General features: G+C 71.1%; 24 protein-coding genes. 15 read left to right on the forward strand and 9 right to left on the reverse strand.

Features of this window, described 5'->3' with window-relative positions:
- Positions 1–373 precede the first annotated feature (373 nt).
- Both ACIQTP_RS27750 and ACIQTP_RS27755 read left to right on the forward strand, forming a co-directional pair.
- Positions 374–757 (forward strand): STAS domain-containing protein, encoded by a 384-nt coding sequence (locus ACIQTP_RS27750; protein ID WP_403404474.1) that lies wholly within the window; start codon positions 374–376, stop codon positions 755–757.
- Positions 758–912: 155 nt separating this feature from the next.
- Complete coding sequence (locus ACIQTP_RS27755) at positions 913–1,425, forward strand: EF-hand domain-containing protein (RefSeq protein WP_403404477.1); 513 nt, start codon at positions 913–915, stop codon at positions 1,423–1,425.
- 433 nt (positions 1,426–1,858) lie between these two features.
- On the opposite strand, the gene ACIQTP_RS27760 is transcribed toward ACIQTP_RS27755, so the two are convergent.
- The gene (locus tag ACIQTP_RS27760; RefSeq protein ID WP_403404480.1) at positions 1,859–3,364 is read right to left on the reverse strand and encodes a class I adenylate-forming enzyme family protein; all 1,506 of its coding nucleotides are present in this window, start codon (positions 3,362–3,364) and stop codon (positions 1,859–1,861) included.
- 160 nt (positions 3,365–3,524) lie between these two features.
- Between ACIQTP_RS27760 and ACIQTP_RS27765 the strand changes: the two genes are divergently transcribed.
- The 4 genes from ACIQTP_RS27765 to ACIQTP_RS27780 all read left to right on the forward strand — a co-directional run bounded on the left by ACIQTP_RS27765 (position 3,525) and on the right by ACIQTP_RS27780 (position 7,779).
- Positions 3,525–4,718 (forward strand): amidohydrolase family protein, encoded by a 1,194-nt coding sequence (locus tag ACIQTP_RS27765; protein WP_402044512.1) that lies wholly within the window; start codon positions 3,525–3,527, stop codon positions 4,716–4,718.
- Positions 4,719–4,725: 7 nt separating this feature from the next.
- Positions 4,726–5,880 carry an acyl-CoA dehydrogenase gene (locus ACIQTP_RS27770; protein WP_403404483.1) on the forward strand — a complete coding sequence of 385 codons (1,155 nt, stop codon included), beginning with the start codon at positions 4,726–4,728 and terminating at the stop codon, positions 5,878–5,880.
- A 10-nt stretch (positions 5,881–5,890) separates the two neighbouring features.
- Complete coding sequence (locus tag ACIQTP_RS27775; RefSeq protein WP_403404486.1) at positions 5,891–6,820, forward strand: acyl-CoA dehydrogenase family protein; 930 nt, start codon at positions 5,891–5,893, stop codon at positions 6,818–6,820.
- 476 nt (positions 6,821–7,296) lie between these two features.
- Positions 7,297–7,779: an ATP-binding protein gene (locus ACIQTP_RS27780; protein WP_402044503.1), complete on the forward strand. Its 483-nt coding sequence runs from the start codon at positions 7,297–7,299 to the stop codon at positions 7,777–7,779.
- 450 nt (positions 7,780–8,229) lie between these two features.
- Here ACIQTP_RS27780 and ACIQTP_RS27785 read toward each other — a convergent pair whose 3' ends face one another.
- On the reverse strand, positions 8,230–9,156 hold the full coding sequence (locus ACIQTP_RS27785) for a cyclase family protein (RefSeq protein WP_403404488.1): 927 nt from the start codon (positions 9,154–9,156) through the stop codon (positions 8,230–8,232).
- A gap of 99 nt (positions 9,157–9,255) precedes the next feature.
- Between ACIQTP_RS27785 and ACIQTP_RS27790 the strand changes: the two genes are divergently transcribed.
- From ACIQTP_RS27790 to ACIQTP_RS27800, 3 genes are read left to right on the forward strand one after another with little or no spacing between them, the layout of a single operon-like run.
- The gene (locus ACIQTP_RS27790; RefSeq protein ID WP_402044497.1) at positions 9,256–10,170 is read left to right on the forward strand and encodes an SDR family oxidoreductase; all 915 of its coding nucleotides are present in this window, start codon (positions 9,256–9,258) and stop codon (positions 10,168–10,170) included.
- 40 nt (positions 10,171–10,210) lie between these two features.
- On the forward strand, positions 10,211–11,356 hold the full coding sequence (locus ACIQTP_RS27795; RefSeq protein WP_403404491.1) for an acyl-CoA dehydrogenase family protein: 1,146 nt from the start codon (positions 10,211–10,213) through the stop codon (positions 11,354–11,356).
- 10 nt (positions 11,357–11,366) lie between these two features.
- Positions 11,367–12,416, forward strand: a complete 1,050-nt coding sequence (locus ACIQTP_RS27800; RefSeq protein ID WP_403404494.1) for a Zn-dependent alcohol dehydrogenase — start codon at positions 11,367–11,369, stop codon at positions 12,414–12,416.
- A 121-nt stretch (positions 12,417–12,537) separates the two neighbouring features.
- On the opposite strand, the gene ACIQTP_RS27805 is transcribed toward ACIQTP_RS27800, so the two are convergent.
- A complete protein-coding gene (locus tag ACIQTP_RS27805; protein ID WP_403404497.1) occupies positions 12,538–13,629 on the reverse strand; it encodes a GlxA family transcriptional regulator in 1,092 nt (363 codons plus the stop codon).
- 71 nt (positions 13,630–13,700) lie between these two features.
- Here ACIQTP_RS27805 and ACIQTP_RS27810 point away from each other — a divergent pair, with 71 nt between their 5' ends.
- Positions 13,701–15,056: an MFS transporter gene (locus ACIQTP_RS27810; protein WP_403404500.1), complete on the forward strand. Its 1,356-nt coding sequence runs from the start codon at positions 13,701–13,703 to the stop codon at positions 15,054–15,056.
- A 1-nt stretch (position 15,057) separates the two neighbouring features.
- Here ACIQTP_RS27810 and ACIQTP_RS27815 read toward each other — a convergent pair whose 3' ends face one another.
- The 3 genes from ACIQTP_RS27815 to ACIQTP_RS27825 form a co-directional block, all read right to left on the reverse strand.
- Positions 15,058–15,675, reverse strand: coding sequence for a flavin reductase family protein (locus tag ACIQTP_RS27815; RefSeq protein WP_403404503.1), 618 nt, complete (start codon positions 15,673–15,675; stop codon positions 15,058–15,060).
- A gap of 53 nt (positions 15,676–15,728) precedes the next feature.
- Entirely contained in the window at positions 15,729–16,679 is a 951-nt protein-coding gene (locus ACIQTP_RS27820) for an enoyl-CoA hydratase/isomerase family protein (RefSeq protein ID WP_403404505.1), read from the reverse strand.
- A 91-nt stretch (positions 16,680–16,770) separates the two neighbouring features.
- The gene (locus ACIQTP_RS27825; RefSeq protein ID WP_403404508.1) at positions 16,771–18,996 is read right to left on the reverse strand and encodes an acetate--CoA ligase family protein; all 2,226 of its coding nucleotides are present in this window, start codon (positions 18,994–18,996) and stop codon (positions 16,771–16,773) included.
- A 189-nt stretch (positions 18,997–19,185) separates the two neighbouring features.
- Here ACIQTP_RS27825 and ACIQTP_RS27830 point away from each other — a divergent pair, with 189 nt between their 5' ends.
- Positions 19,186–19,866 (forward strand): hypothetical protein, encoded by a 681-nt coding sequence (locus ACIQTP_RS27830; protein WP_403404511.1) that lies wholly within the window; start codon positions 19,186–19,188, stop codon positions 19,864–19,866.
- Between the two features lie 43 nt (positions 19,867–19,909).
- Here ACIQTP_RS27830 and ACIQTP_RS27835 read toward each other — a convergent pair whose 3' ends face one another.
- The gene (locus ACIQTP_RS27835) at positions 19,910–21,244 is read right to left on the reverse strand and encodes a flavin-containing monooxygenase (protein ID WP_403404514.1); all 1,335 of its coding nucleotides are present in this window, start codon (positions 21,242–21,244) and stop codon (positions 19,910–19,912) included.
- Between the two features lie 230 nt (positions 21,245–21,474).
- Here ACIQTP_RS27835 and ACIQTP_RS27840 point away from each other — a divergent pair, with 230 nt between their 5' ends.
- From ACIQTP_RS27840 to ACIQTP_RS27850, 3 genes are read left to right on the forward strand one after another with little or no spacing between them, the layout of a single operon-like run.
- Complete coding sequence (locus ACIQTP_RS27840; RefSeq protein WP_403404517.1) at positions 21,475–21,927, forward strand: DoxX family protein; 453 nt, start codon at positions 21,475–21,477, stop codon at positions 21,925–21,927.
- A 31-nt stretch (positions 21,928–21,958) separates the two neighbouring features.
- Positions 21,959–22,474 carry a Zn-ribbon domain-containing OB-fold protein gene (locus ACIQTP_RS27845; RefSeq protein ID WP_403404519.1) on the forward strand — a complete coding sequence of 172 codons (516 nt, stop codon included), beginning with the start codon at positions 21,959–21,961 and terminating at the stop codon, positions 22,472–22,474.
- Positions 22,475–22,504: 30 nt separating this feature from the next.
- Positions 22,505–23,128 carry a GNAT family N-acetyltransferase gene (locus ACIQTP_RS27850; RefSeq protein ID WP_403404522.1) on the forward strand — a complete coding sequence of 208 codons (624 nt, stop codon included), beginning with the start codon at positions 22,505–22,507 and terminating at the stop codon, positions 23,126–23,128.
- Between the two features lie 55 nt (positions 23,129–23,183).
- On the opposite strand, the gene ACIQTP_RS27855 is transcribed toward ACIQTP_RS27850, so the two are convergent.
- Positions 23,184–24,704, reverse strand: coding sequence for a metallophosphoesterase family protein (locus ACIQTP_RS27855; protein ID WP_403404525.1), 1,521 nt, complete (start codon positions 24,702–24,704; stop codon positions 23,184–23,186).
- Positions 24,705–24,879: 175 nt separating this feature from the next.
- Between ACIQTP_RS27855 and ACIQTP_RS27860 the strand changes: the two genes are divergently transcribed.
- A complete protein-coding gene (locus tag ACIQTP_RS27860; protein WP_403404528.1) occupies positions 24,880–25,779 on the forward strand; it encodes a GNAT family N-acetyltransferase in 900 nt (299 codons plus the stop codon).
- A 21-nt stretch (positions 25,780–25,800) separates the two neighbouring features.
- Here ACIQTP_RS27860 and ACIQTP_RS27865 read toward each other — a convergent pair whose 3' ends face one another.
- Positions 25,801–26,706 carry an SDR family oxidoreductase gene (locus ACIQTP_RS27865; protein WP_403404531.1) on the reverse strand — a complete coding sequence of 302 codons (906 nt, stop codon included), beginning with the start codon at positions 26,704–26,706 and terminating at the stop codon, positions 25,801–25,803.
- Positions 26,707–26,877 lie beyond the last annotated feature (171 nt).

Raw genomic sequence — 26,877 nt, forward strand, 5'->3', positions numbered from 1 at the left:
CCTGTCCCTGCGTCCTGTCCGTACCTGTCCGTACCTGTCGGTGAACGGCGTCCCCGTCCAGCCTGTGTGCATCACTGTCTCGAATGTAGTCGGCACGTCCGACAGCGCACGCCCCTTTACGTCAATGTGCGCCCCTGGACGGGGTGCGGATGGTAGAAGCCCGTCGCTTCCCCCCTTGGATCCGATCGAACTAGACCGTACGTGACCACTAGACGACCGAAACGGTTCGGTCGTCCAGCATTTTCGACCGTAGACCGACGTTTCATCGATGCCGTACCGGTGTTTCATGGAACGACGGTGGGGCAGCCGCGCTGACAGGAAGCGTACGAAGTGCTTCCGTTTTCGGCGGGCGAGGCGAGCGGGAGGCGTTGCGGTGACGCTCAAGGTGACCGACGACGAGTGGGGCGAGTGGGGTGAGTGGGCCGTGCTCCGGGTGTCGGGCGAGATGGATCTCGTGACGTCTCCGGCGCTGCGCCGGCGGGTGCACGAGGCGGTGGCGGAGGGTCGCCGCAGTCTGGTCCTCGACCTCTCCGAGGTCTTCTTCTGCGACTCCAGCGGCGTCGGCGTCCTCATCGCGACCCGCCGCCTGGTCCGCTCCTGCCAGGGGCGCCTGCGGCTGATCCTGCCGGCGCAGGGCGCGTCCGACGGCTCGCACGTCAACCGCGTTCTCGGGGCCCTCGGCGTGCGCCGCCTTTTCGATGTGTATCCGGACATCGTCTCGGCCGCCGACGAGGAGTCGAGCCCGCTGTCGGCCTGAGCCCGCGCCACACAGTTGTCCGGGAATTCCCTCGGTCTTGGCACAACCGTCGTTTTCCCGCACCCCGGGTTGCCCGGGCGTCGTACGCTCCGTGCCAGATGAAACCGCAGTCCGGCTGAGAGTCCGGCTGAGTTGTAAGGCGGTCCGAGAAGACCATGGTCAGCACCGAGTACGAGCGCAGGATTGCCGCCCGCTTCGCCGGCTTCGACCAGGACGGCAACGGCTACATCGACCGGGAGGACTTCAACGCCGCGACGAAGGCGGTTCTCGCCGAGTTCGGTACGCCTGCACGGTCGGACAAGGGCCAGGCCCTGTACGTCGGCGCGGAGGCGTTCTGGCAGGGTATGGCGGGGATAGCGGATCGTGACGGCGATCAGCGCATCACCCGGGAAGAGTTCGTGAACGGCGCCGTGAAGCGGCTGCGTGACAATCCCGAACGCTTCGGGGAGATCGCCCGTCCCTTCCTGCACGCGGCCCTCGCCGTCGCGGACACGGACGGGGACGGCGCGGCCACGGTGGAGGAGGCCGTCCGCGTACTCAGGGCCCTGGGCGCGCCCGACGGCGTCGCCGCCGTGGCGGCCGCCGCGCTCGACACGGACGCCGACGGCCGGATCGGCGAAACGGAGGTCGTCACCTCGTTCGCCCGCTACTTCACAGTGCCGGAGTAGCCCCCTACGGCACCCGCAACTCCCCGTACCCCCCAAGCCCCCGGGGAGTCCCTGCGGCCTGCGGCCTGCGGAGGCTGAGTGGCCTGGGGGCCGGAGATCGTCCGGTCCCCGGGGTCGCGTGGCTCCTGGGGTTCGTGCAGTTCCCGGGGGTCGCGTGGCTCCTGGAGTTCGTGCAGTTCCCGGGGGCCGCGTGGCTCCTGGAGTTCGAGCAGTTCCCGGGGGCGCGGGCCCATCGAGCCCGCGTGGTCCCCGGCGCCCGCGCACCCCGCCGCCGGGGGCGCTTGGCTCCTGGAAGTCGTGCGCCCCCTGGGCGCCCCGCAGTCCCTGGAGGCCCGCGCGCCCCTGTGGCGCCACGCGGTCCCGGGGCGCAACGCAGGCCCCGGAGGCCGAGCGGCCCCGGGCCGCGTACGCCGCGCGGCCCCGCGCCCCGCCCTCACCCCACCCCCGAAAACCGCTCCCTGAGCTTGTACTTGAGTACCTTCCGGAGCGTTTCGTTGCGGGGGAGGGCGTCCACCACCTCCAACTGCTCGGGGAGTTTGTGGACGGAGAGTCCTTCCTCGCGCAGGTACGAGACCACGACGGCGAGTGTCAGTTCGTCGGCGCCCGGGGGCTGTTCGACCACGGCGCAGACCCGCTCGCCGCGATCGGCGTCCGGGAGGCCGATCACCGCGACGTCGCCGACGGCCGGGTGCCGGTGCAGCAGGTCCTCGATCTCCTTCGCGGAGATGTTCTCGCCCTTGCGGATGATGACGTCCTTCAGGCGCCCGGTGAGGACGAGGTGCCCGCTCTCCGTCAGACGACCCACATCGCCGGTGATCAGGAACCCGTCCTCGTCGAAGGCCTCGGCGTTCTGCGCCGGATCCAGATAGCCCTGACAGACGGCCTCCCCACGCAGCCGTACCTCGCCGTCCACGATCCGTATCTCCATGCCCGCCGGCGGCCTGCCCTCCGTCGTCGCGAGGTTCTCGGCCGTGTCGTCCGGCGCCCCCATCGTGATCATCGGGACCTCGGTCATCCCGTACCCGTGGGTGAGCTGCACGCCCATCTCCCGTACGACGGAGTGGTACACCTCGGGCGGCTTCGGCGCGCCCCCGCCCGCCAGCAGCCGCAGCGTGGGGACGACCGGCTCGGACGGCCGCTTGCGCTGCTCGGCGAGGAACATCGAGTAGAACGCCGTCGAACCGCCCGCCACCGTCACCCCGTGCCGCCGGTACTCCGCCAGCGCCGCCGGCAGCGCGAAGTGCTCGAACATCACCGCGGGGAAGCCGTACAGCAGCAGCATCACCGTGTAGTCGGGCCCGGCGATGTGCGCGTACGGGAAGGCCATCGAGCCCACGTCGGCGGCCGACAGCCGCAGCGCGTGGGCGAGACACGACCCGCCCGCGATCAGCGAACGGTCCGTGTGGAGGACCCCCTTGGGATCGGACGTCGTCCCCGAGGTCCAGTAGATCCAGCGGACCGAGGTGCCCTCGGCGGGCGGCGCGGGCAGCACGGCGGGATCACCGTCCGGCAGCACGTCGTACGCCTCGAAGACACCCTTCGCACCGAGCCGCCGCGCCATCGCCGTGTGGTCGAACCCGCGCCACTCGCCCGGTACGGCGAAGTACTCGGCCTTGGACTCCCGCAGCGCGAAGCCGACCTCGCGATCGCGGTAGAAGGGGATCACCGGGGACTGCACGGCGCCGAGGCGGGCCAGGGCGAAGGACAGCAGGGCGGTCTCGAGACGGGTGGGCAGCTGCCAGGCGACCACCGTGCCGGGGCGTACGCCCAGGTCGTACAGGCCCGCCGCCACCCGCTCGGCGCGGTCGCGCAGGGCGCCGAAGGTCAGGGAACGGTCGCCCTGGAGGAGGACCGGGCGGTCGGGGGTGAGGTCGGCCCGGCGGGCGACCAGTTCCCAGAGGGTGCGGGATGCGCTCAGTGCGTGGGCGGTGTCGTTCACGGCGGCGGCCCCCTGTGACCGTGATGCAGCTGACGGGCAGTCAGATCGTGGGCAGAGCGTAGGGCTCGGCGCCTTGTCGGTCCAGGGGTGCGGGACTAGCCTGCTGGGGAAATGGAAATCTGACGGCCCATCAGATAGGTACGCCAGGCGGAGGGGAACCATGACCGAACTGCCCCGCATCATCAGCGTCGACGACCATGTGATCGAGCCCGCGCACCTCTTCGAGACCTGGCTGCCGAAGAAGTACCAGGACCGGGGACCCAAGCCCCTCACGGCCGGAATCGGTGAACTCGCCTACGTCGGCGGCAAGTACCAGATCACCATGGACCCGGACGGCCCGCCCACCGACTGGTGGATCTACGAGGACCTCAAGTTCCCGTATAAGCGCAACATCGCCGCCGTCGGCTTCGACCGCGACGAGATGACCCTGGAGGGCATCACGCGCGCGGAGATGCGGCGCGGCTGCTGGGACCCCGTCGAGCGGCTCAAGGACATGGACCTCAACCATGTCGAGGGAAGCCTCTGCTTCCCGACCTTCCCCCGTTTCTGCGGGCAGACTTTCGCCGAGGCGCACGACAAGGAAGTGGCCCTGGCCTGCGTGCGCGCGTACAACGACTGGATGGTCGAGGAGTGGTGCGGCGACAGCGGCGGCCGGCTGATCCCGCTGTGCCTCATCCCGCTGTGGGACATCGAACTGGCGGTCGCGGAGATCCGGCGCAACGCCGCACGCGGAGTGAGGGCGGTGACCTTCTCCGAGATCCCCACCCACCTCGGCCTGCCCTCCATCCACTCCGGCTACTGGGACCCGTTCTTCGCGGTCTGCCAGGAGACGGGGACGGTCGTGAACATGCACATCGGTTCCTCGTCGCAGATGCCCGCCGCGTCCCCGGACGCACCGCCCGCCGTACAGGCCTCGCTGTCCTTCAACAACGCGATGGCCTCGATGATGGACTTCCTCTTCAGCGGGGTGCTGGTGAAGTTCCCACGCCTCAAACTCGCCTACTCCGAGGGGCAGATGGGCTGGATCCCGTACGCCCTCGAGCGCGCCGACGACGTCTGGCAGGAGCACCGCGCCTGGGGCGGCGTCCGGGACCTCATCCCCGAGCCGCCCTCGACGTACTACTACCGGCAGATCTTCTGCTGCTTCTTCCGCGACAAGCACGGCGTCGCCTCGCTGGACGTCGTGGGGCGGGACAACGCGACCTTCGAAACCGACTACCCGCACGTCGACTCGACCTTCCCGCACACCAAGGAGGTCGCCCTCGACCATGTGAAGGGCCTCGACGACGAGACGGTCCACAAGCTGATGCGCGGGAACGCCATCCGCATGCTCGACCTGGACCTCGACAAGTAGCGGGCCCATGGATCTCACCTACACCCCCGAGGAGGAGGAGTTCCGTGCCCGGCTGCGGGAGTGGCTCGCCGAGGTGCTCCCCTCGCTGCCCCCGAAACCGTCCCCGGACGACTGGCCCGGCCGGCGGGCGTACGACCTCGGGTGGCAGCGGATGCTGTACGACGCCGGGTACGCGGGGCTGCACTGGCCCGTCGACGCCGGGGGCCGGGGCGCCACGCCGACCCAGCACCTCATCTACCTGGAGGAGACGGAAAAGGCGGGCGCCCCCTACGTAGGGGCCAATTTCGTCGGACTGCTGCATGCCGGACCGACCATCGCCTCCGAAGGGACCCCCGCACAGCGGGCGCGCTGGCTGCCGCCGGTGCTGCGCGGCGAGGAGGTCTGGTGCCAGGGATTCAGCGAACCGGACGCCGGCTCGGACCTCGCGGCACTGCGTACACGCGCGTGGCGGGACGGCGACGACTACGTAGTGAGCGGGTCCAAGATCTGGACCTCCCACGCCGAGGTCGCCGACTGGTGCGAGCTGCTCGTCAGGACCGACCCGGCGGCCCCGAAACACCGCGGGATCTCGTGGCTCGCGATGCCCATGGACGCGCCCGGGATCACCGTCCGGCCCCTGCGCACCCTCGCGGGCTCGACCGAGTTCGCGGAGGTCTTCCTCGACGAGGTGCGGGTGCCCCTCACGCACCGGGTCGGCGCCGAGAACGACGGCTGGCGCGTGACCATGGTGACCCTGTCGTACGAGCGCGGTACCGCCTTCGTGGGCGAGGTCGTGGCCTGCCGACGGGTGCTGGGGGAGGTCGCGCGCGAGGCCCGGAAGAACGGCCGCTGGGACGATCCGGTGCTCCGGCGGCGGCTGGGCGGGCTCAACGCCGAGTTCCGCGCGCTGTGGCGGCTCACGCAGTGGAACGTGAGCGAGGCACAGAGGAACGGGGGAGTGCCGGGGGTCGGCGGTTCGGTTTTCAAACTGAGGTACTCACACGCGCGGCAGGAGCTGTACGACGCCGCCGCCGAGGTCCTCGGGCCCGAGGCGCTGGACCTGGGCAGGGAGTGGACCCTCGACCGGCTCAGCTCCCTGTCGTACACCATCGCGGCCGGCACCTCGCAGATCCAGCACAACATCGTGGCCGAACGGATCCTGGGCCTGCCGAAGGGACGGTGACTACTCCCCCGTGGACTTCCAACTCACGGATGATCAACGAGCCTTGAAGGCGGGCGTGCGCGAGCTCCTCGCGGCGCGGTTCGGCCGGGAACGGCTGCGCGCCGCCGTGGACGAGGGGCCGCGGCTCGACCGGGCCCTGTGGCGTGAGCTCGGCGAGGCGGGGTTCTTCGCGCTGCGCCTGCCCGAGGCGGACGGCGGCGTGGGGCTCGGCCTCCCGGAGGCGGTGCTCGCCTTCGAGGAGGCGGGGCGGGTCCTGCTGCCCGGTCCGCTGATCGCCACGCATCTCGCGGCGGGCGTGGTGGACGGGGCCGCCACCGGTGAGACCGTGGTGACGGCCGTCGACGGCGGCGGCCTGGTGGAGTGGCTGGCCGAGGCGGACGTCGTACGCGGGGACGCGACCGGCGCCGAGCCGCTGCGGCCGGTGGACCCCCTGACGCCGCTGCACCGGGTACCCGTATCCGGCGGGGCCGGCCTCACCGGCGTACGCCCCGTGGGTTCCACCGGCGCACTCCCCACGGCTCCCCTCACTTCCCTCTTCACGGCGGCCGAACAACTCGGCACCGCCGCCCGCGCCTGCGAGACGGCCGTGCAACACGCCCGGACCCGCGAGCAGTTCGGGCAGCCGATCGGAGCCTTCCAGGCGATCAAGCACCTGTGCGCGCAGATGCTGGTGCGGGTGGAACTGGCGCGCGCCGCGGTCTACGCCGCCGCCGTCACGGCCGACCCCGTGGACATCGCGGCGGCCCGGCTGCTCGCCGACGAGGCCGCCGTGCGCGGCGCCCGCGACTGCCTCCAGGTGCACGGCGGCATGGGCTTCACCTGGGAGTCCGACGTCCATCTGTATCTGAAGCGGGCTTGGACGCGGACCCAACGTACGGGAACGACTACGGAGGGTGAGGAGTTGTTGGCGGCCGACCTGGTGCCCGGAGTGGGCCGATAGGGCTCTGTACAGGCAAGGTCCGGAAAGGGGCGCGATGAATGTCGCGGATCGTGGCATACCGGAATTACGGAGCGTTGATATCGGGTTGTGTCCTACGCGTGACTTGTCACGGCCTGGAGTCGGCGGCGGGCTCGGGTACCTTGTGTGGGATGCGAGTGGTTCCGAGATCGAGCCATCCCGGTGTTGCCCCTGAGGCCGCGCCGGATCCGGCGATGCTCGCCGCTCGCAAGGCAGTGCGGACCCCCGCGACTGCCTGTTCGACTCCCCGTGGCGAGCGTCGCACAGTATGCCGCACGCGTACTCCTTCGCGCTGGAATATGCCCGAAGCGCTTGTTGGGGTGACTGTACGTCAACCATGCTGTCTCTCAAGGGAATCACGTTCCGTGATCCTGGTTCTGGTCATGCAGGTCATGGCCACGATCGTGGCCCTCGTGAGGCGCGAGGCGATGTGTCCGCCGGTTCGGATGGTGTGAGCGGTGCAGGTGCTTCAAGTGCAGCTGGAGATCCGGCCCGACCCCGCGGAGGTGGGGCGAGCTCGGAGGTGGGCCCGTTCGAGGCTCGCCGGATCCGGGATAGGGCTCGATGAGCCGCTCGCCGAGACGCTGATCCTGCTCGTCTCCGAACTCGTCACCAACGCCGTGGTGCACACCGGCTGTCCGGCCGTGCTGCGGCTGTCCCTGCCGGGCGTCCTCGGTGAGTCCATCGGCACCGTCCGCCTGGAGGTGGCCGACTCCAGCGCCCGCCCCCCGGTGCCCCGGCATGCCGAGGGGGACGAGACCAATGGCCGCGGTCTGGAGTTGGTCGACGGTCTGGCGGACCGCTGGGGCTGGAACCCCGAGGGTGCCGGCAAGAGCATCTGGTGCGAGGTCGACCGCTGTACGCAGGACGCCCGGGCGGGGGTCGCGTACGCGGCTTCCTCCTATGAGGGCTTCGCGTACGAGGCGTACGAGGCGGTCTAGTCCGCGTCCGCACCCGCTCCCGTACCTCCGGTGCGGGAGCACGGTTCGTGCATTTGTGCACGCGTTCCGTTCCCGCGGTCCGGGTCCGGGCCGAGTGCGCCGGGATGTGCTTCCGTGCGCGCGTTCACAAAGGGTGCGTAAGTGATAATTCCCCGAACGGGTGTTGACGTGGCGTGTCCGTTTGATCACGCTTGTGTTCAGCGATTCGCCGCGAGGGGACGGCGAGGGTTTCGGTGACGGGAGCCCTTGGCGAGTGCGGGTCGTGATTCGGCGTCGGCTCCTACAGGGCCAGAGGGAGCAGGGCGGGTACGCCGGAACCGGATGGCGGCGCGCGATGCCGTGCTCGGGGCGCGCAGTGGCGCGCCGCCAGCCGACCCTTTCCCCGGCCGTCGGTCGACCCTTTCCCGGGCCGCCGGTCGACCCCTGTCCAGGGGGCTCCAGGGGCTCATCTCAGAGGATGGCCACCGGTGCCACGGGGGTGCCCGTGCCGCCCACGAAGGGTTCTGGCATCGCGGACAGCAGGAAGGCGTAGCGATTCTCTTGTCCACAGGCTGTGGACAACTCTTCGAGATTCCAGTTCTGGCCCTGCAGCATCCCCATCTCGACCAGGTCGAGCGCGTGGACGGGCAGCCATAGGTCCTCGATTTCGGGAGGAAAGATCTCAAAAGTGAGAGTGTCGTTCGCGACGGCCGCGACATCGCGCGCGTGGAACCACTCGGGCGTACGGATCGACAGCCCGGCCGACGGATACCCGTACGCGTGCTTGTCGCCGGCCAGATAGACCTGGATCTGCCCGGTCCGTACGAGCACGATGTCCCCGGAGCGCACCCGCGTGCCCGCCAGCTCCTCCGCCGCGTCGAGGTCTTCGGGGGTCACGGCGTGCCCGCCGTCGAGGCGGTCGACGCCCCGCGCGCGCGGGACGTCGAGCAGGACGCCCCGCGAGACGAGGTGCCGGGGCTTGTCGATGCCGCTGAACTCGGCTCCGCCGTGCGGGGTGATCGTGCCGGCCGGGCGGCCGTTGTAGAGCTTCCCGGAGTGCGAGACATGGGTGAGCGCGTCCCAGTGGGTCGCCGCCTGGAGCCCCAGGGTCACGGCGTCGTCGCTGCACGCGACCGTTCCCGGCCCGAAGATCTCCTGGTTGATCTGCACCATGACGTGCAGCGGATTGATCCGCCCGGGGATCATCCCGGTCTGCACCCCGTCCTGCTGGAGAGGGAGCGCGAGCGGAACACGCCGCCCCGTGCGGACGCAGGCGGCGGCCTCTCGCACCACCTCGTCGGTGATCAGGTTCAGGGTCCCGATCTCGTCGTCGGCGCCCCAACGCCCCCAGTTGTTCACGCGCTTGGCGATGTCGTGGAACTCGACCGGAAGTGACATGAGTCCTCCGCGGGGCTTGTCTCCGGGTATCTGACGGGTCGTAGAATCCGAGGAGACCGAATCTAACGGACCGTCAGAAACTGCGGGAAGGGGCCGGACGTGGGGAACTTCTTGGCAGGAAAGGTCATCGCCGTGACGGGGGCGGGCCGCGGGATCGGCCGCGCCGTCGCGCTCGCCGCCGCGGCCGAGGGCGCACGGGTCGTCGTCAACGACTACGGGGTGTCCGTCGAGGGCGCCGAGCCGACGAGTTCGATCGCCGACGCCGTGGTCAAGGAGATCGAGGCGGCGGGCGGCGAAGCGGTCGCGGTGGCCGACGACATCTCCACGATGGCCGGCGGCGGGCGGGTCGTCGACGCGGCGCTGACCTCGTACGGGCGCATCGACGGAGTGGTGTGCGTGGCCGGCATCCTGCGTGAACGGATGCTCTTCAACATGTCCGAGGAGGAGTGGGACCCCGTCGTCGCCACCCACCTGAAGGGCACGTTCACGGTCTTCCGGGCGGCCTCGGCGGTCATGCGCAAACAGGGCGCGGGCACGCTGATCGGCTTCACCAGCGGCAACCACCAGGGCTCGGTCGCGCAGGCCAACTACAGCGCGGCGAAGGGCGGGATCATCTCGCTGGTCCGCAGCGCGGCACTGGGCCTGCACAAGTACGGGGTGACGGCGAACGCGGTGGCACCGGTCGCCCGTACCCGCATGTCGGCCAATGTCCCCATGGAGCTGAAGGAGATCGGCGAACCGGAGGACGTGGCCGCGCTGGTGGTCTACCTCCTCTCCGACCGCGCCCGCGAGGAACGCATCACCGGGCAGGTCTACACGATCGCCGGCCCGAAGATCGCGGTGTGGGCACAGCCGCGGGAGCTGCGCGCCGGGTACGCGGACGGCGGCCCCTGGACCCCCGAGCGGATCGCGGACTTCCTGCCGGGGACCGTGGGCGTGGACCCCATGCCCCTGCTGGAACAGGTGGAGGCGATGGCGCGGGCGGCGGCGCGCAAGGCGCGGCCGAACGCGTGAGGTGCCGTTGTTCTGTTGGGCCCGTGGGCGAGGGGGACACATGGAGTTCGGATTCGACGCCGGGGACGAGGCCTTCCGGCGTACGGCACGGGACTGGCTGACGGCCCATCCGGCCGGGGAGCCGGTCGTCCGGCAGGACTGGGAACGGGAACTGGGCCGGGGCGGCTGGATCGGCCTCGGCTGGGCGGAGGACGGATACGGCAACCGGCGGGTGAGCCTGACCCAACAGGTCGTCTGGGCCGAGGAGTACGCCCGCTCCAAGGCCCCGGCCCGCTCGGGCCACATCGGCGAGAAGCTCCTGGCCCCCACCCTCATCGCCCATGGGACCCCGCAGCAGAAGGCCCGCTTCCTGCCCCCGGTCGCCCGCGGCGAGGAACTCTGGTGCCAGGGATACAGCGAGCCGGGCGCGGGCTCGGACCTGGCGGGGATCCGTACGGCCGCGGCACGGGACGGCGACACGTACCGCGTCACCGGCCAGAAGATCTGGACCTCGCTCGCCCACGAGGCGGACTGGTGTTTCGTCCTCGCCCGTACGGAACCGGGGTCGACCCGCCACCACGGCCTGTCCTTCCTTCTCGTCCCGATGGATCAGCCGGGCCGCGTCGAGGTCCGCCCGATCCGCCAGCTCACCGGCACGAGCGAGTTCAACGAGGTCTTCTTCGACGGGGCGTTGGCGCGCGCCGAGCATGTGGTCGGCGGTGCGGGCAACGGCTGGCAGGTCGCCATGAGCCTCCTCGGTTTCGAACGAGGGGTCTCGACGCTGGCCCAGCAGATCGGTTTCGCCGAGGAGTTGGGCCGGGTGATCGAGACGGCCGTCGCCACGGGCGCGGCGGCCGACCCGGTCGTGCGGGACCGCCTCGTACGCCAGTGGGCGGAGCTGCGCACGATGCGCTGGAACGCCCTGCGGACGCTGGGCGGTTCGGGCGACGCGGGCGCGCCCAGCGTCGCCAAGCTGCTGTGGGGCCGCTGGCACCAGCGGCTCGGCGAACTGGCGGTACGGGTGCGGGGCGCGCAGGCCGCGAGCGGCCCCGAGGACTGGTCGGCCGAGGCGCCGTACGCACTCGACTCCTCCCAGCATCTGTTCCTGTTCAGCCGGGCCGACACCATCTACGGCGGTTCGGACGAGATCCAGCGCACGATCATCGCCGAGCGTGTGCTCGGCCTGCCGAGGGAACCCAAGGGCTGAGGGAGTCGCGATGCGAGGCGTGATCTTCGACGGCAAGCGGACCCAGGTCGTGGACGACCTGGAGATACGGGATCCGGGGCCCGGCGAGGTGCAGGTCGCGATCTCCGCGGCCGGGCTCTGCCACAGCGATCTGTCGGTCGTGGACGGGACGATCCCCTTCCCCGTCCCCGTGGTCCTGGGCCATGAGGGCGCGGGTGTCGTCGAGGCGGTGGGCGTGGGCGTCGGCCATGTCCGCCCCGGCGACCATGTCGCGCTCTCCACGCTCGCCAACTGCGGGGCGTGCGCGGAGTGCGACCGGGGGCGGCCGACGATGTGCCGCAAGGCGATCGGGATGCCGCGGCAGCCGTTCACGCGGGGCGGGCGGCCGCTGTACCAGTTCGCGTCCAACTCCGCGTTCGCGGCACGGACGGTGGTGAAGGCCGTCCAGGTCGTCCGCATCCCCAAGGACATCCCCCTCCCGTCCGCCGCTTTGATCGGCTGCGGGGTCCTGACGGGAGTGGGCGCGGTCCTGAACCGCGCGAAGGTGGACCGGGGGGACACCGTCCTCGTCATCGGCACCGGCGGCGTTGGACTCAACGTCCTCCAGGGTGCGCGGATCGCCGGCGCCCTGAAGATCGTCGCGGTCGACGCCAACCCGGCGAAGGAGGCCGTGGCCCGGCGCTTCGGCGCGACACACTTCCTGACGTCGACGGAGGCCGTGAAGGACATCCTCCCCACGGGTGCGGACCACGCCTTCGAGTGCGTCGGCCGCGTCGAACTCATCCGCCAGGCCATCGACCTGCTGGACCGCCACGGCCAGGCCGTCCTCCTCGGCGTACCCCCGGCCACGGCCGAGGCGTCCTTCCTCGTCTCGTCCATGTACCTCGACAAGTCCATCCTGGGCTGCCGCTACGGCTCCTCCCGCCCCCAGCGTGACATCGCCCTGTACGCCGACCTGTACCGAGAAGGCCGCCTCCTCCTGGACGAACTGGTCACACAGACCTACCCGGTGGAGGACTTCGACAAGGCGGCGCAGGACGCGGAAGGGGGGAGGGTGGCGCGGGCGGTGCTGACGTTCTAGGGGGTTCGGGGTTCGGTTCATTCGTCTGCGGCCGCACAGTCTGCCGCTCACGTTGGCGGGCGCGCTGGGCGAGCACGCCCGGACGAAGCCCCCTGGCCCCGCCCCCGTCACCGGACCGCGCTCAACGCGACGGTTGACGCACGGCCCCAAGACGGGCGACGTCACCCTCACCCAGCCCGTCTCCCAGCCCTCCACCGAGGCCATCGAATCCGGTGGCTCCGGTGGTCCCGGAGCTCCGGAAGGTGCGCCGATACGCGGTGGGGGTGACCCCGAGCACCGCCTGTAGGTGCTGCCGCATCGACTGGGCCGTGCCGAAGCCGGCGTCCCGCGCGACCTGGTCGATGGACAGGCCGCTGGTCTCCAGCAGGTGCCGGGCCCGTTCGATGCGCTGCTGGGTCAGCCAGTGCCCGGGGCTGACGCCGACCTCCTCGCGGAAGCGGCGCGTGAAGGTGCGTACGGACATGGCTTCCTGTTCGGCCATGTCGCGCAGCTGGATCGGCTCGTCGAGGCGGGCCAGCGCCCAGGCGCGGGCGGCGGTCGTGGTGGCCGCCTGCGGCTCGGGCACCGGCCGCTGGATGTACTGCGCCTGCCCGCCGTCGCGGTGCGGGGGTACGACGGTGCGGCGGGCCACGTCGTTGGCGACGGCGGTGCCGTGGTCACGGCGTACGAGATGGAGGCACAGGTCGATTCCCGCGGCGACGCCGGCGGAGGTGAGGACGTCGCCGTCGTCGACGAAGAGCACTTCGGCGTCGACCTTGATCTTCGGGAAGAGCCGCTGGAAGTGCTCGGCGTGCATCCAGTGGGTGGTGGCCGGGCGGCCGTCGAGGTAGCCCGCGGCGGCGAGGACGTAGCCGCCGGTGCAGATGGAGACGAGGCGGGTGCCGGGGCGGATGTGGGCGAGGGCGGCGGCCAGTTCGGGGGTGAGGACGCCTTCGGCGTGGACGGGGCCGAGTTCGTAGGAGGCGGGAATGACGACGGTGTCGGCGGTGGCGAGGACTTCGGGACCGTGCGCGACGAGGACGGCGAAGTCGGCGTCCGTCTCGACGGGGCCGGGTGGCCGTACCGAGCAGGTGACGATCTCGTACAGCGGGCGCTCGTCCGCGTCGCATGCCTTGCCGAAGATGCGCTGCGGGATGCCGAGCTCGAAGGGCAGCAGCCCGTCGAGCGCGAGGACGACGACGCGGTGGCGAGGATGTGCACCGTGAGAGGCCATGGCCCGATCCTAGCGAATGCTGTCCTTCGGGCCACTCGTTCGTGAGAACGGCAGGCCCGAAGCTCTATGTCGTGACCCAGACAACCGAAGCCGCCTCCCCGGGGGGCGCCGCAGCCGCGGAGGACCCCCGCCCCACCGAGCCGACCCGCCCCTCCACCCCTCGCGTCCGCATCCACCGCGCCTGGTTCGTCGCCGCCGTCACCTTCGTGACGATCATCGGCGCGGCGGCCTTCCGTTCACTGCCGGGTCTGCTGATCGACCCGCTGCACCAGGAGTTCCACTGGTCGCGCGGCACGATCGGCGCGGCGGTGTCCATCAACCTCGCGCTGTACGGCCTGACGGCGCCGTTCGCGGCGGCGCTGATGGACCGCTTCGGCATCCGGCGGGTGGTGGCGGTCGCCCTGATGGTGATCGCGCTCGGTTCCGGTCTGACCGTGTGGATGACGGCGGCCTGGCAGCTGCTGCTCTGCTGGGGCCTGTTGGTCGGCCTGGGGTCCGGCTCCATGGCACTGGCCTTCGCGGCGACGGTCACCAACCGCTGGTTCACGGCGCGCAAGGGCCTGGTCACGGGCATCCTGACGGCGGCCTCGGCGTCCGGCCAGCTGATCTTCCTGCCGCTCCTCTCCTGGATCGTCACGGAGCACGACTGGCGCCCGGCCGCGGTGACGGTGGCCCTCGCGGCGCTCGCGGTCGTCCCCTTCGTATGGCTGCTGCTGCGCGACCACCCGGCCGACGTGGGCGTGAAGCCGTACGGGTCGGCGGAGTTCGTGCCGAAACCCGCGCCCGTGCAGGGCGCCGCCCGGCGCGCGGTGACGGTCCTGCTCTCCGCGGTCCGCACCGGCCCGTTCTGGCTGCTGGCCGGCACCTTCGCGATCTGCGGCGCCTCCACGAACGGCCTGATCCAGACCCACTTCGTGCCCGCGGCTCACGACCACGGGATGCCCATCACGGCGGCAGCCTCGCTGCTCGCGGTCATCGGGGTCTTCGACGTGGTCGGAACGGTCGCCTCCGGCTGGTTCACCGACCGCTTCGAGCCCCGCCGCCTGCTCGCCGTCTACTACGCCCTGCGCGGCATCTCCCTCCTCTTCCTCCCCATGCTCCTGGCCCCCACCGTCCACCCCCCGATGCTCTTCTTCATCGTCTTCTACGGCCTCGACTGGGTCGCCACGGTCCCGCCGACCCTCGCCCTGTGCCGCGAGCAGTACGGCGAGGACAGCGCCATCGTCTTCGGCTGGGTCCTCGCCTCCCACCAGGTCGGCGCCGCCCTCGTCGCCTTCCTCGGCGGTGTGGCACGGGACGCGTTCGGCTCGTACGACATGGTCTGGTACGCCTCGGGCGCGCTGTGCGCGGCGGCGGCCCTGATGGCGCTGGTGATCCGACGGCGCCCCGCGACGGGCACACCCGCGCTTCCCGCGGCGGCCCACTGAGCTAAAGGAACCGCCCCTTGTGGAACAGCAGCGGCGCGACGTCGTCACCGTCGCTCGCGCCGAGCGCGTCCACCCGTCCCACCACGATCAGATGGTCCCCACCGGTGTGCACCGCGTGGATCGTGCAGTCGACCCACGCCGCGGCGCCCGCGAGACGCGGCGAACCGGACACGGGCGCCGCGTCGTACACGACCCCGGCGAACTTGTCCGCCCCGCTCACCGCGAACCCACGGCACAGCTCACCCTGGTGCGCCTCCAGCACGTTCACGCAGAACACGCCGGCGCGGGCGATCCGCGGCCAGCTCGCCGACGTACGCCCCACCATGAAGCAGACCAGGGGAGGGTCGAGCGAGAGCGACGCGAACGACTGACAGGCGAACCCGGCGGGGCCCCCGCCGCCCGCCACGCCCTCGACGCCCGGCGCGGTGATGACGGTGACACCCGTCGCGAAGTTCCCCAACACCCGCCGAAACGTGGCCTGATCGACCGGCGCCCGCTCGTCGTCCCCCACCGCGCGCAACTCCGGCCGCGGCAGCGCCTCGACGTGTCCCGCGACGGTGGAAGCCCCGGCCGACCTGAGATAACGGACGGCGGCGGCCGCCATCCCTGCGTGTCCCATCACACCACCCATTGAAGCTGACGATGTGTCAGATAGGAAGGGAAGGGGCTGACTCAGCGCCCCCGGTAGTGCGGGGTTCGGCGTTCTACGAAGCTTGTTACGCCCTCGGTCGCGTCCGTCGTGGTCATGTTGATCTCCTGGGCGGTGGCTTCGGCGGCGAAGGCGGTGGTGCGGTCGGTGTCGAGGGAGGCGTTGACCAGCTGTTTGGTGAGGGCGAGGGCGCGGGTCGGACCGGTGGCCAGGCGCTCGGCCCAGTCGCGGGCGGTCTTCTCCAGGTCGTCCGGTGGTACGACCCTGTTGACGAGCCCGAGCCGCGCCGCGTCCGCCGCCGTCAGCGCGTCGCCGAAGAACATCAGTTCCTTGGCGCGCTGGGGGCCGATGAGACGGGGCAGCAGATACGCGCCGCCGCCGTCGGGGACCAGGCCGCGGCGCACGAACACCTCGATGAACTTGGCGGACTCGGCGGCGAGTACGAGGTCGCAGGCGAGGGCGAGGTGGGCGCCGAGGCCGGCCGCGGTGCCGTTGACCGCCGCGATCACGGGTTTCTCGCAGTCGAGGACCGCGGCGATCAGGCGCTGGGCGCCGAGCCGGATCGTGCGGGCCACGTCCCCGGCCACCCGCTCCCCGGCCACCCGCTCCCCGGCCACCCGCTCCCCGGCCACCCGCTCCCCGGCCACCCGCTCCCCGGCCACCCGCTCCCCGGCCGGCGGCCCACCGCGCAGGTCCGCGCCCGCGCAGAAACCGCGTCCGGTCGCCGTGATCACGACGGCCCGCACGTCCGGGTCGGAGGAGGCGTGGGAGAGGTGCTGAATCAGGCGTTCGCGCTGGTCAGGGGTGATGGCGTTGAGGGTTTCGGGCCGGTTGAGGGTGATCCACGAGATGTGATTGTCAGTGGCGTGCAGTACCAATGAGTCAACGGGATCGGCGGGTCCGACCGGTTCAGCGGGTTCGACCGGTTCGACCGGTTCGGCGGAATTGACGGAGTCTTCGGGGGAGGGCGTCATGGGGATGCTCCGGTTTTTACGCGGGATGGTGCGGCGGGGGCGGGAGATGGCATGGGGGCTGGGGCGGGCACGGGGGCTGGGGCGCTGGGGCTCAGCGGCAGACGACCAGCGCGTCCAGCGCCACCGCTCCCTGCCCCCTGGGCAGCACCATCAGCGGGTTGATGTCGAGCTCGGCGATGTCGTCCCCGAGTTCCAGCGCCATCCGCTGTACGCGCATGACGACCTCGACCAGCGCGTCCACATCCACCGGCGGCCCCCCGCGCACGCCCTCCAGAAGGGCCCGTCCGCGCAGCTCGCCGAGCATGCCCCGCGCCTGGTCCTCGCCGAACGGCGGGACGCGGACGGCCGCGTCCCGCAGCACCTCGACGAGCACACCGCCCAGCCCGACGGTCACGGTCGGCCCGAAGAGCTGGTCGTGCGTGACGCCCACGACCATTTCCACGCCCCGCTCGACCATCTGGCACACCAGCACCCCGTCGAGCGAGATCCCCTCGTAGCGCGCGATGTCGGTGAGTTCGCGGTAGGCGTCCCTGACCTGGCTGGCGGAGGTCAGTCCGATCTTCACCAGACCCAGTTCGGTCTTGTGGGCGATCTGGGCGCCGGACGCCTTCATCACCACGGGGTAGCCGACGAGACTCGCCGCGCGCACTGCCGCCGCCGCGCTGGTCACCAACTGCTCGCGCGGCACCCGGATCCCATAGGCGCGCAGCAGTTGCTTCGCCGCGTGCTCGCTCAGCTGCTGTCCCGGCCGCATCAGCGCCTGCGTCTTGCGGAAGGACGGCGAGGGGGTGCGGGGAGCCTCGTCGAAGGGGGAGCGGTAGGCGGCGACGAACCGGTGGTGGTCCAGGTAGGCGCGCACGGCCGTGATGCAGTTGGCGAAGGTCCGGAAGGTGGCGACCTTCGACGAGCCGAGCAGCGTCCGGCGGTACGCGGCCTCGGTGCCGACCGGAGAGCCCCACACCACGCAGACCAGCTTGTCCGTCTGTTCCGCCGCGTCCACCAGGTCCTGCGCGAGCTTGTCGCTCATGGGAGGAAAGGGCCCGGTGATCGGACAGATCAGCACCCCGACCTCCGGGTCGGCGAGGATCGCGTCGATGATCTTCCGCCCGCGCCAGTCGCCGACCGGGTGCCCGCCGTTGTCGACGGGATTGGTCACGCTCAGGTACTCGGGTATCCACTGGTGCAGCTCGGCCTGCTTGGCGGCGGAGAGACCCGGCAGGGGCAGCCCCGCCGCCGTCGCCAGGTCGGCGAAGTGCGCCCCCGTGCCGCCCGAGATCGAATAGACGACGACACCCTCGGCCCGCGGGGCGCGGGCGCGGGCCAACAGGGCTGCGGTGTCCTGGAGTTCGTCGAGCCCGTCGACGCGGATCACGCCGTACTGCCGCATCGCCGCGTCCACCACCGTGTCGGCGCCGGTCAGCTTGCCGGTGTGTGAGGCGGCGGTGCGGGCGCCGGTCTCGGTGCGGCCGACCTTGACGGCGACGACGGGCACTTGGCGGCGGGCGGCGCGGTCGGCGGCGAGCAGAAAGGAGCGGCCGTCCTTCAGCCCCTCGACGTAGCAGGCGATCGCGCCGATCTCCGGCTGCTCGGAGAAGTAGGAGATGAAGTCGGCGGTCTCGAGATCGGCCTCGTTGCCGGTTGGCGCCCAGTGGGAGAGCCGTACGCCCAGCTCCTGCATCGCGAACACCGGCCGGCCCTGGTGTCCGGACTGGGTGATGAGGGCGATCGCGGGACCGTCGAGATCGTCGCGGAACTTCTCGAAGGCGTTGAGGTTGGTGTTGGGCCCGAGGAGCCGGAGGCCGGAGCGGCGGACGGCGGCGGCGAGCCGGGTCTGTGCGGCGGCGCCCTCGGCCCCGGTCTCGGCGAACCCGGAGGCGAAGGCGACGGCGAACTTCACCTTGGCCTCGGCCAGCTCCCCGATCACGGGGAGCGGGTCGCCGACGAGGAGCACGGCCAGATCGACCTGCTCGGGCAGGCCGGCGAGGGAAGGGGAGCAGGGGATGCCGAAGACGGACTGACGGGTGGGGTGCACGGGGTGCAGCCGGGCGCCGACCCGCTCGGCCCAGGCGATCAGCTGCCGGGTGATGCCGGTGTTCGGCCGGCCCTCGGCGTCCGAGGCGCCGACGACGGCCACGGACTCGGGACGGAAGAAGCGGTCCAGATCGGGTGCGTCGGCGTACAGCGGCCGGCCGCTGACGTCCAGGTCGTCGACCTCGGCCGGGCGGCCGTGCACGACGGGTGAGGGCTGCTCGCCGCAGGCGATGACGCGGGCCCGGCGGGAGTCGGTGGTGAGGGTGCCGTGGGTTGATCCAAGCATCGGTCCGCCCGCTCCTGTGTGACAGCCAATTAACTGACGCACTGTCAGATTACTTAACTGACGCCGCGTCAGGAACCGTCGTGCAAGCAAAAGGCTGGGCGGCGGGGACCTGGTTCGTACCCGCCGCACGCGGCGCCGCAACCCCTGGGGGCGCCGCGCAACCATCAACTCCCTTTGATCGTCTATGACATGACCCTGTCGGCTCACGCCGGCCGACCCGCCGCTTCTGTCCTTCTCCTCACCTTTCTTCTCACGCTTACGGACGCGACCTGCACGTTCGACCGGGTGCTGGCCCCCGGCGACTCCTTCGAGCTGCCCGCGCCGCTGGAGCTGGCGATCGCGCGGCACGCGCTGAACGACCGGCTGGACATCAGTGTCGACCCGGCCGACGGCGCGACCGACCTGGCGAGCCGGGACAACTACGCGGCCCTGCAGATCGGCACGGACAAAACCGCCGACTTCTCGGTGACCGGCGCCGCGGTCACCGGTACGGCGGGCCAGACGGTGACCGCCCCGCTCACCTTCAAGAACAACGGCCCGGCCTGGTTCGCGAACCTCGGCTCCGGTGACCCGGCCGCCAAGGTCAGGCTGATCGTCCCGACCGGTACGACGGTCACCGGCGTCCCCGCGGACTGCGTCCCGCACACCCTCACGGGCGGGTACTACGAGAAGCGGACGGGCGCCCCGCGTTACGACTGCGCTCTCCCGTACTGGGTGTCCGAGAGCGCCGAGCGCACGTACGCCTTCCAGCTGCGGATCGACGCGGCGGTGCCCGGCACGACCGGTGAGGTCAGCATCCACCCCGAGTTCGGCGACTTCGCCTTCGACCCGGACACCACGAACAACACGGCGGCGCTCGCGGTCAACTGACGAGGGCTCGGCAGTGGTGAACAGCGCTCGGTAATGCGGTGACTCAGTGCGCGGCGCGGGTGTCTCCCGTGTCGCGCACTCCCGTTTTCGCCCCGGTTTTCGTCGCCGCCTTCTCCGCCGCCTTCTTCGCTTTCCCCTCCGCCTTGGCCGTCGCCTTCTTCGCTTTCTCCTCCGCCCTGGCCGTCGCCTTTTCCGCCCTCTCCGCGGTCCTCGCGACCGTCTTCGCGATCTTCTCCGCGTCGAGGGCGAGTTCGCGGAACATGCCGCTGATGGGGTTGGTGAAGCCGGTGAAGTAGAGGCCGGGTGCCTTCTTCGGGGCGCGGGCGCCGTGCACGACGGGGCGGCCTCGCCCGTCGAGGACGTCGAGGTGGCCGACGATGCCCTCCAGGGCGCGTACGTACCCCGTCGCGGCGATCACGACGTCCGGGCCGATCCGCTTCCCGTCGGCGAGGACGACCTTGTCCTCCTCGAAACCCTCCACCGCGGCCACGACCTCGATCCGTCCCTTGCGGACGGCGTTGATGAGGCCGACGTCCTGGACGGGGATGGAGCCTTCGTTGACGCGGGAGTAGAGGCCGGTCTCGGGGCGGGGCAGCCCCTGCGCCGACAGGTCCGGCACGCTGACCTTGGCCATCGGCCCGGCGAGTGCGTCGACGAGGCGCACCGGCAGCCGTCGTACGAGGATCCCGGTGAACTGGGCGGCCCAGCCGGCCGTGGAGCGGCGCACGATGTGCGGCGCGGTACGCACGGCGAGCCGTACCCGGGAGGCGCCGCCCTCGACCAGGTCCACGGCGATCTCGGCGCCCGTGTTGCCGACGCCGACGACGAGGACGTCACGGCCGGCGTAGGGGGCGGGGTTGCGGTAGTCGCCGGCGTGCAGGAGTTCGCCGGTGTACGTGTCGCGGCCGGGCCAGTCGGGCAGGCGCGGGGTGTGGTTGTGGCCGGTGGCGACGACCACGGCGCTGCCGGTCAGCTCGCGGCCGCCGGTGGCGTGCAGCAGCCAGCCGTCGCCGCCCGGGGCGGGCTCGACGCGCGAGACCTCGACGCCCGTGACGATCTCCAGCTGGTGGTGCTCGGCGTACTTCTCCAGGTAGCGCACCACGTTGTCGCGGGAGACCCACCGCCCGAAGGAGCGCGGCATCGCGAGGCCGGGCAGGCCGGACAGCCGCCGGGTCGTGTGCAGGTGCAGCCGGTCGTAGTGGCGCCGCCAGGACGCTCCGACCTGGTCGGACTTCTCCAGTACGACGGCCCGTACGCCTTGGGCGCGCAGCGCGTACGCCGTCGCGAGCCCCCCGGGTCCGCCGCCTATCACGTACACGGGGCGGTCTTCGTGCGACGGCACCGGGCGGGATGTGGAGGAAGCAGTCGAGTCGGCCATGAGCGCGAGCGTAATCACGTCGTCACTTGATAGGTCTCGGTCAAGCCCGGAATCGGTTGCGAACTGATCACGGCTGTAGGAGGAGTGGGTGGGGCCGGTGGCGTAGGTCACTCGGTTGTGTTCGAAGAGGGGGGACGAGTGGAGGGGAGGGTGGCGTACGCCTCTTGCGCGGGCGCCCTCCGTGCGCTGAACTGACGTACCGTCAGATATCGAAGGGGGCGTGGACTGCCATGGACACGATCTGGCTCGGCGGGGCGGAGTGGCTGGCCGTGCTGCGGATCGGGCTCGGGCTGTGGTGGCTGGAGAGTTGGCGGCACAAGGACAAGAAGGGCTGGTTCGAGCGGGGGACCGGGATCGCGTGGGCGGCGGACGTCGCGGGCAAGCACCGGTGGAACGCGGTGCGCTCCGGCTTCGACATCGTGGTCGCGCCCCGGCCGCGGACGATGGCGTACGTCGTCGTGTACGCGGAGTTGGCCCTCGGGCTGGGGCTGGTGGCCGGGTTCCTGACGCCGGTCGCGCTGGTCGGCGGACTGCTCCTCAACGTCCTGTACTTCACCCTCATGATCCACGACTGGGCCGAGCAGGGGCAGAACGCGATGATGGCGCTGATCTCGGTCGTCGCCTTCTTCGGGATGGGATGGCAGACGTGGTCGCTGGACGGTGCGCTCGGGCTGTTCTCGTGAGGCGCGGGTCGGCCGAGGCCGGGGTGCGCTCGTGAGCGGGGAGCGTGCGTCGGGCGCAGTGCGTCCGTCGGGCGGGGTGCGGTTCGATCTGCCCGAAGTCGATGCCTTCACCCGGCCGTACTGGGACGCGGCGGCGGAGGGCCGGCTGCTGATCCGCCACTGCGCGGACTGCGACCGGGCCCACCACTACCCCCGGGAGTTCTGCCCGCACTGCTGGAGCGAGGACGTGCGCTGGCGGCCCGCGAGCGGCCACGCCACGCTCTACACCTGGTCCGTCGTGCACCGCAACGACCTCCCGCCGTTCGGCGAGCGGGTGCCGTATGTCGCCGCGGTCGTCGACCTCGCGGAGGGGCCGCGGATGATGACCGAGGTGGTGGAGTGCGCGGGCGACGCGCTGCGGATCGGGATGGGGCTGGAGGTCGCGTTCAGGGCGGGGGTGCCCGTGTTCCGGCCTCGGTCCGGCACTGCCCCGCCGCCTTCCTCCGCCGCTCCATCCCCTTCCTCCGCCGTCCCACCCCCCTCCTCCGTGTCGAAAACCAGTTCCTGAACCCCTTCGGGCCCCGTGAATAATGGCCGGATGTCCGACGTTCACGAGAAGTCACTTGCCCACCCCTTCCCCGTGCTCGACGGTCACGGCCTGCGGCTGCGCCCCTGGGACCCGGAATCCGAGGCCGATGTCGCGACTTGGCTGCGCGGGCTGTCCGACCCGGAGTTCCAGCGCTGGAACACCCCGGTCAAGATCGTCCGGGACCTGGACAGCGCCCGTGACTCGCTCCGCTCGCGCGCCCAGAGCGTCGCCGAGGGCAGCGCTGTCGCCTTCTGCGTCACGGACGCGGCCACCGGTAGGACCCTGGGTCACATAGGCGTCAACGACATCAACCACGTCATACGCGTCGGCATCGTCGGCTACTGGGTCCTTCCGGAGGCCCGCGGCCACCAGGTCGCCACCCGCGCCCTCGCCCTGGCCGCCCGCTACGCCTTCGGCGCCGTCCGTCTGCACCGCATCGAACTCGGCCACGCCCTCGGCCACGAGGCGTCCTGCCGGATCGCCGAACGGTGCGGGTTCCCGTACGAGGGGACGCTGCGGGAGGCGATGTTCGAGTCGGGGCGCCACGACGCGTTCCGTGACGTCCACCTGCACGCGCGGATCGCGACGGACCCGGAGCCGACGCTGCCGGCGACGGGCTCCGGGCCCCGGTAGGGCCCGGTCCCGGCTCCTTGACCTGTCGGTCTGCTCTTTGACCTGTCGGTCTGTCTCAATGGCAGGCGAACGACTTGTTGGTCTTGCTCGCACTCAGCGCGCAGGTCTTGCCCCGTACGGCACCGGCCGTGTCATGGAAGGTGAGGTTCCAAGTCCCGCCGTTGTCGTTGAGGACCGCGTATCCGAAGACCCCTGCCAGGTTTTGCGGCGGGTTCTGTTCCTGAGTGATCGACTGTGTGACGGCCTGCGGGGGCTGCGTGCCGATCAGCTGTCCGACGACCTTGGAGTCGTCCGGGCCGTTGTCGAGTGTTCCGCCCGAGGAGCCCACGGTCAGCTGGGGCGGGCGCGGGGAGTTGAAATCGAGCATCTGGTAGAGATGGATGTGCCCCGACAGCACCAGTCGCACGTTGTCCGCCAGCCGGTGCAGGGAGGTGTCGGCGACGGCCGCGTCGAGGACGCGAGTCAGCCATTCCGCCGAGTTGGGAGGGTTGCCGGACGCTTTCACCATCCACAGCGGCTTGTGCGTGACCACGAAGAAGTCGTTGGCGGGGGTCTGGAGCGCGGCCTGGTTCACGGCTTGGAACTGCCTTGCGTAGATGTTCCGCTGGGCAGTGCTTCCGTTGTCGCTCGGGTCGGCGAACGAGGAGTCCACGGACGCGAGGGTCAGGGTGCCGGCAGGGATCAGCGAGGGCGCCGGGTAAACGCTGCACGATCCGTTGGAGCGGAGATCGTCGGCGAGGTAGCGGAACCACGCGCCGCCCGCGCCGCCCTGATGCGCCGTGTTGCAGTCTTCGTGGTTGCCCCGGGTCAGCGCGATCGGCGCCGCGGCCAGCAGCGCTTCGGCGGGCCTGAAGAAGTCGGCGACGACACAGTCCCAACTGGCTCTGTCGGCGAACGTCGTGCAGCCCGGATTCGCCGCCTTGTCGTTCTCCCTGTCGGGGTTCTCCCGATAGAGGTAGTCCCCGGTGTGGATCACGAGATCCGGCTTCGTCACGGTGGCCGCGCTGTCCGCGATCCGCTGGAAGGGCCAGCCGGTCTGATGGTTCAGGCAGTTCTGCACGGGACCGCTCACCGGGACCTCGCAGCCCGTGTCGCCGATGACGGCGATCTTGCCGGGACGTGTGGTCGAGGTCCACCCCGGCAAGGGGAGCTCGCGGTTCGCGGGATGCACCCTGGCCGCCTGGATCGACGTCCTTTCAAGCACCGCCTTGGAGGCCGTGAGGGGCACCCTCAGCTCACAGACGGTGGTCGGGAACTGCGCCGACGTGGGAGTGCTGCTCAGCAGGTGCAGGGGGTGGGGGGCCCGGCCCGTTCCCGTGGTGTAGCGCACGGAGGGACACGTCTGGCTGGTGTCCGTGGACACGTACCGGATCTGGGTGCCGTTGCTGGTCAGTTGGGTCCATGCCCAGGCCTCGCCGTTCGGCGCCCCGGGCGGAGGGGTCGTTCCGGGGGGAGGCGTCGGCCCGGGGGGTTTCGGCCCCGCGCTGTCGGGTGCGATCCGTGGGGGAGTCGCGCCCGCCGGGACCGCCATGGCCAGCAAGCTCACCACGGCGAGGGCGACGATTCGATACCGCATGTCCAGTCCTTCGTTCGAGTGCCCCGGACATATCGATGCATTTCATCGCCTAGGGGCACACCTGGATGGTCATCGACGGTGTCGACCCGTGCACCACCACGGGGGCGAACGGCCTACAAGGTCACGCCGGAAAACCGGAGGCGGCGGGCAGGGGATGGGCGGGATCATGCCCGGCATGACTCGTGACGCGTACGGCTGGGTGTTCACCCACGATCTGGACGAATTCCTCACGAGCGCGGGGGACTTCCTGCGCTCGCGGCCCGCGGCGCACACCGTGGCGCTGTCCGTGACCGACGCGCTGCGCAGACGAGGGCCGGACGTGTACGGGGAGGAGGCGCCGTTCTTCGGCCGGTTCACCGACGCCGACGGGGATGCGGACGCGGACGGGGCCGGGGCCGGTGGGGTGTCGGCCGTGCTGTTCCACACTCCGCCGTACCAGCTCAACCTCACCGACCTCGCGGCGGAAGACGTCGACGCGCTGGCCGCGCGGTTCGCGGACGAGGGGTACTCGTTCCCGGGCGTCGGCGGTCCGGTGGACACGGCCGCCGAGTTCGCCGCCGCCTGGGAGCGCCACGCCGGCGCGCGGGCCCAACTCAGGAGAAGCGAACGGCTGTACCGGCTCGGTACGCTCACGCCGCCGACGCCCGTCCCGCCGGGCCGCGCCCGGGTGGCCGGCGAGGGCGACCACGCGCTCGTCGCGCGCTGGTACTCCGAGTTCGCCGGGATCTTCGGGCGGAACGAGAGGCAGGACCCGGACCGCTGGGCCGAGAGCCGACTCGCGTACGGCGGTGTCACCCTCTGGGAGACCCCGGACGGTACGCCGGTGGCCATGGCCGGAGCGACCCCTCTGATCGCCGGGCAGATCCGGGTGGCCCCCGTCTACACCCCGGCACCCCTGCGCGGACGCGGCTACGCGGGGGCCGCCACCGCCGAGGTCAGCAGGGCCGCGCTGGCCGCCGGAGCGGACGAGGTGCTCCTCTTCACCGACCTCGCCAATCCGACCAGCAACGGCCTCTACCAGCGCATCGGTTACCGCCCCGTCGCCGACTTCGCCGTCTACGACTTCGTGAAGTAACCGTCCACGGGAGGCAGTCGGCTACGACTTCGTGAAGTAGTGACCCTCTTCGAGGTCCTCGACGAGTCCGGGCCGCTCGGGGCGCCATCCCAACTGCTTCTGCGTGAGGGCGCTGGACGCCGGGACGTCCATCACGAAGAAGTGTCCGAGCCAGCCGAAGTGGTCGGCCGCCTCCTCGCGGGGGATGGCGGCCACCGGCAGCTTCAGGTACCGGCCGACGGCGTCGGCGATGTCGCGGACCGGTACGCCCTCGTCGCCGATCGCGTGCAGCCGCGCGCCGCCGGGCGCCTCCTCCAAGGCCAGCCGGTACAGGTGCGCGGCGTCGAGCCGGTGCCCGGCGGCCCAGCGGTTGGAGCCGTCGCCGGGGTAGGCGGAGACGCCCTTCGCGCGGGCGACGGCGATGATCTGCGGGACGAAACCGTGGTCCCCCTCGCCGTGCACCGACGGCGGCAGCCGCACCACCGAGGCCCGCACACCGCGCTCGGCGAACGACAGCGCCTCCGCCTCCACGCGGATCCGGGCCGCCGCGGGCGACGAGAGATCCTGCTCGTCGTCCTCGGTCGCGACACGGCCCGGCACGAGCGTGAGACCGGCGGTCCCGGAGGTCACGACAAAGGGCCGACCGGACCCCACGAGCGTCTCGCCGAGCGCCTGGACGGCACGGAGTTCCGTCCGGGCGGCGGCCTCGAAGTCGCAGGAGCCGTGCTGGAACGCCGTGTGGATCACTCCGTCCGCCGCGTCCGCGCCCGCCCGCAGGCTGTCGAGGTCGTCGAGGGCTCCGCGGTGCACCTCCGTCCCCGCGGCCGTCAGCGACGCGGCGGCCCGGTCCGAGCGGGCGAGGCCGAGAACCCGGTGTCCCGCGTCCAGCAGTTCGCGTACGACGGCGCTGCCGACGAACCCGGTGGCTCCGGTGACGAACACACGCATGGTGCACTCCAAAAAAAGGTGATGGGTCCGGCCCGGCGGTTCGCTGCCTGGTGGTTGTCTGCCTGGTGGTTGTCTGCCTGGTGGTTCCGGATCCACCGTGCGGTCACGTGGGGTTCCGCGTCCAAGTCCTGTTTCGCACAGGCACATGCGTTTCAGGCATCACCGCAGCTC

The sequence above is a fragment of the Streptomyces sp. NPDC090798 genome, from assembly GCF_044768965.1.
Taxonomy (GTDB): Bacteria; Actinomycetota; Actinomycetes; order Streptomycetales; family Streptomycetaceae; genus Streptomyces.

Coding starts and splice junctions, on each gene's coding strand:
- ACIQTP_RS27785 (WP_403404488.1), bottom strand. CDS start 9,156: ATGTCACTTCCGGTCGAGTTCCACGACATCGCCAAGCGCGTGAACAAC.
- ACIQTP_RS27765 (WP_402044512.1), top strand. CDS start 3,525: ATGACCGAACTGCCCCGCATCATCAGCGTCGACGACCATGTGATCGAG.
- ACIQTP_RS27755 (WP_403404477.1), top strand. CDS start 913: ATGGTCAGCACCGAGTACGAGCGCAGGATTGCCGCCCGCTTCGCCGGC.
- ACIQTP_RS27855 (WP_403404525.1), bottom strand. CDS start 24,704: ATGCGGTATCGAATCGTCGCCCTCGCCGTGGTGAGCTTGCTGGCCATG.
- ACIQTP_RS27825 (WP_403404508.1), bottom strand. CDS start 18,996: ATGCTTGGATCAACCCACGGCACCCTCACCACCGACTCCCGCCGGGCC.
- ACIQTP_RS27840 (WP_403404517.1), top strand. CDS start 21,475: ATGGACACGATCTGGCTCGGCGGGGCGGAGTGGCTGGCCGTGCTGCGG.
- ACIQTP_RS27805 (WP_403404497.1), bottom strand. CDS start 13,629: ATGGCCTCTCACGGTGCACATCCTCGCCACCGCGTCGTCGTCCTCGCG.
- ACIQTP_RS27770 (WP_403404483.1), top strand. CDS start 4,726: ATGGATCTCACCTACACCCCCGAGGAGGAGGAGTTCCGTGCCCGGCTG.
- ACIQTP_RS27820 (WP_403404505.1), bottom strand. CDS start 16,679: ATGACGCCCTCCCCCGAAGACTCCGTCAATTCCGCCGAACCGGTCGAA.
- ACIQTP_RS27795 (WP_403404491.1), top strand. CDS start 10,211: ATGGAGTTCGGATTCGACGCCGGGGACGAGGCCTTCCGGCGTACGGCA.
- ACIQTP_RS27865 (WP_403404531.1), bottom strand. CDS start 26,706: ATGCGTGTGTTCGTCACCGGAGCCACCGGGTTCGTCGGCAGCGCCGTC.
- ACIQTP_RS27860 (WP_403404528.1), top strand. CDS start 24,880: ATGACTCGTGACGCGTACGGCTGGGTGTTCACCCACGATCTGGACGAA.
- ACIQTP_RS27835 (WP_403404514.1), bottom strand. CDS start 21,244: ATGGCCGACTCGACTGCTTCCTCCACATCCCGCCCGGTGCCGTCGCAC.
- ACIQTP_RS27850 (WP_403404522.1), top strand. CDS start 22,505: ATGTCCGACGTTCACGAGAAGTCACTTGCCCACCCCTTCCCCGTGCTC.
- ACIQTP_RS27830 (WP_403404511.1), top strand. CDS start 19,186: ATGACCCTGTCGGCTCACGCCGGCCGACCCGCCGCTTCTGTCCTTCTC.
- ACIQTP_RS27800 (WP_403404494.1), top strand. CDS start 11,367: ATGCGAGGCGTGATCTTCGACGGCAAGCGGACCCAGGTCGTGGACGAC.
- ACIQTP_RS27815 (WP_403404503.1), bottom strand. CDS start 15,675: ATGGGACACGCAGGGATGGCGGCCGCCGCCGTCCGTTATCTCAGGTCG.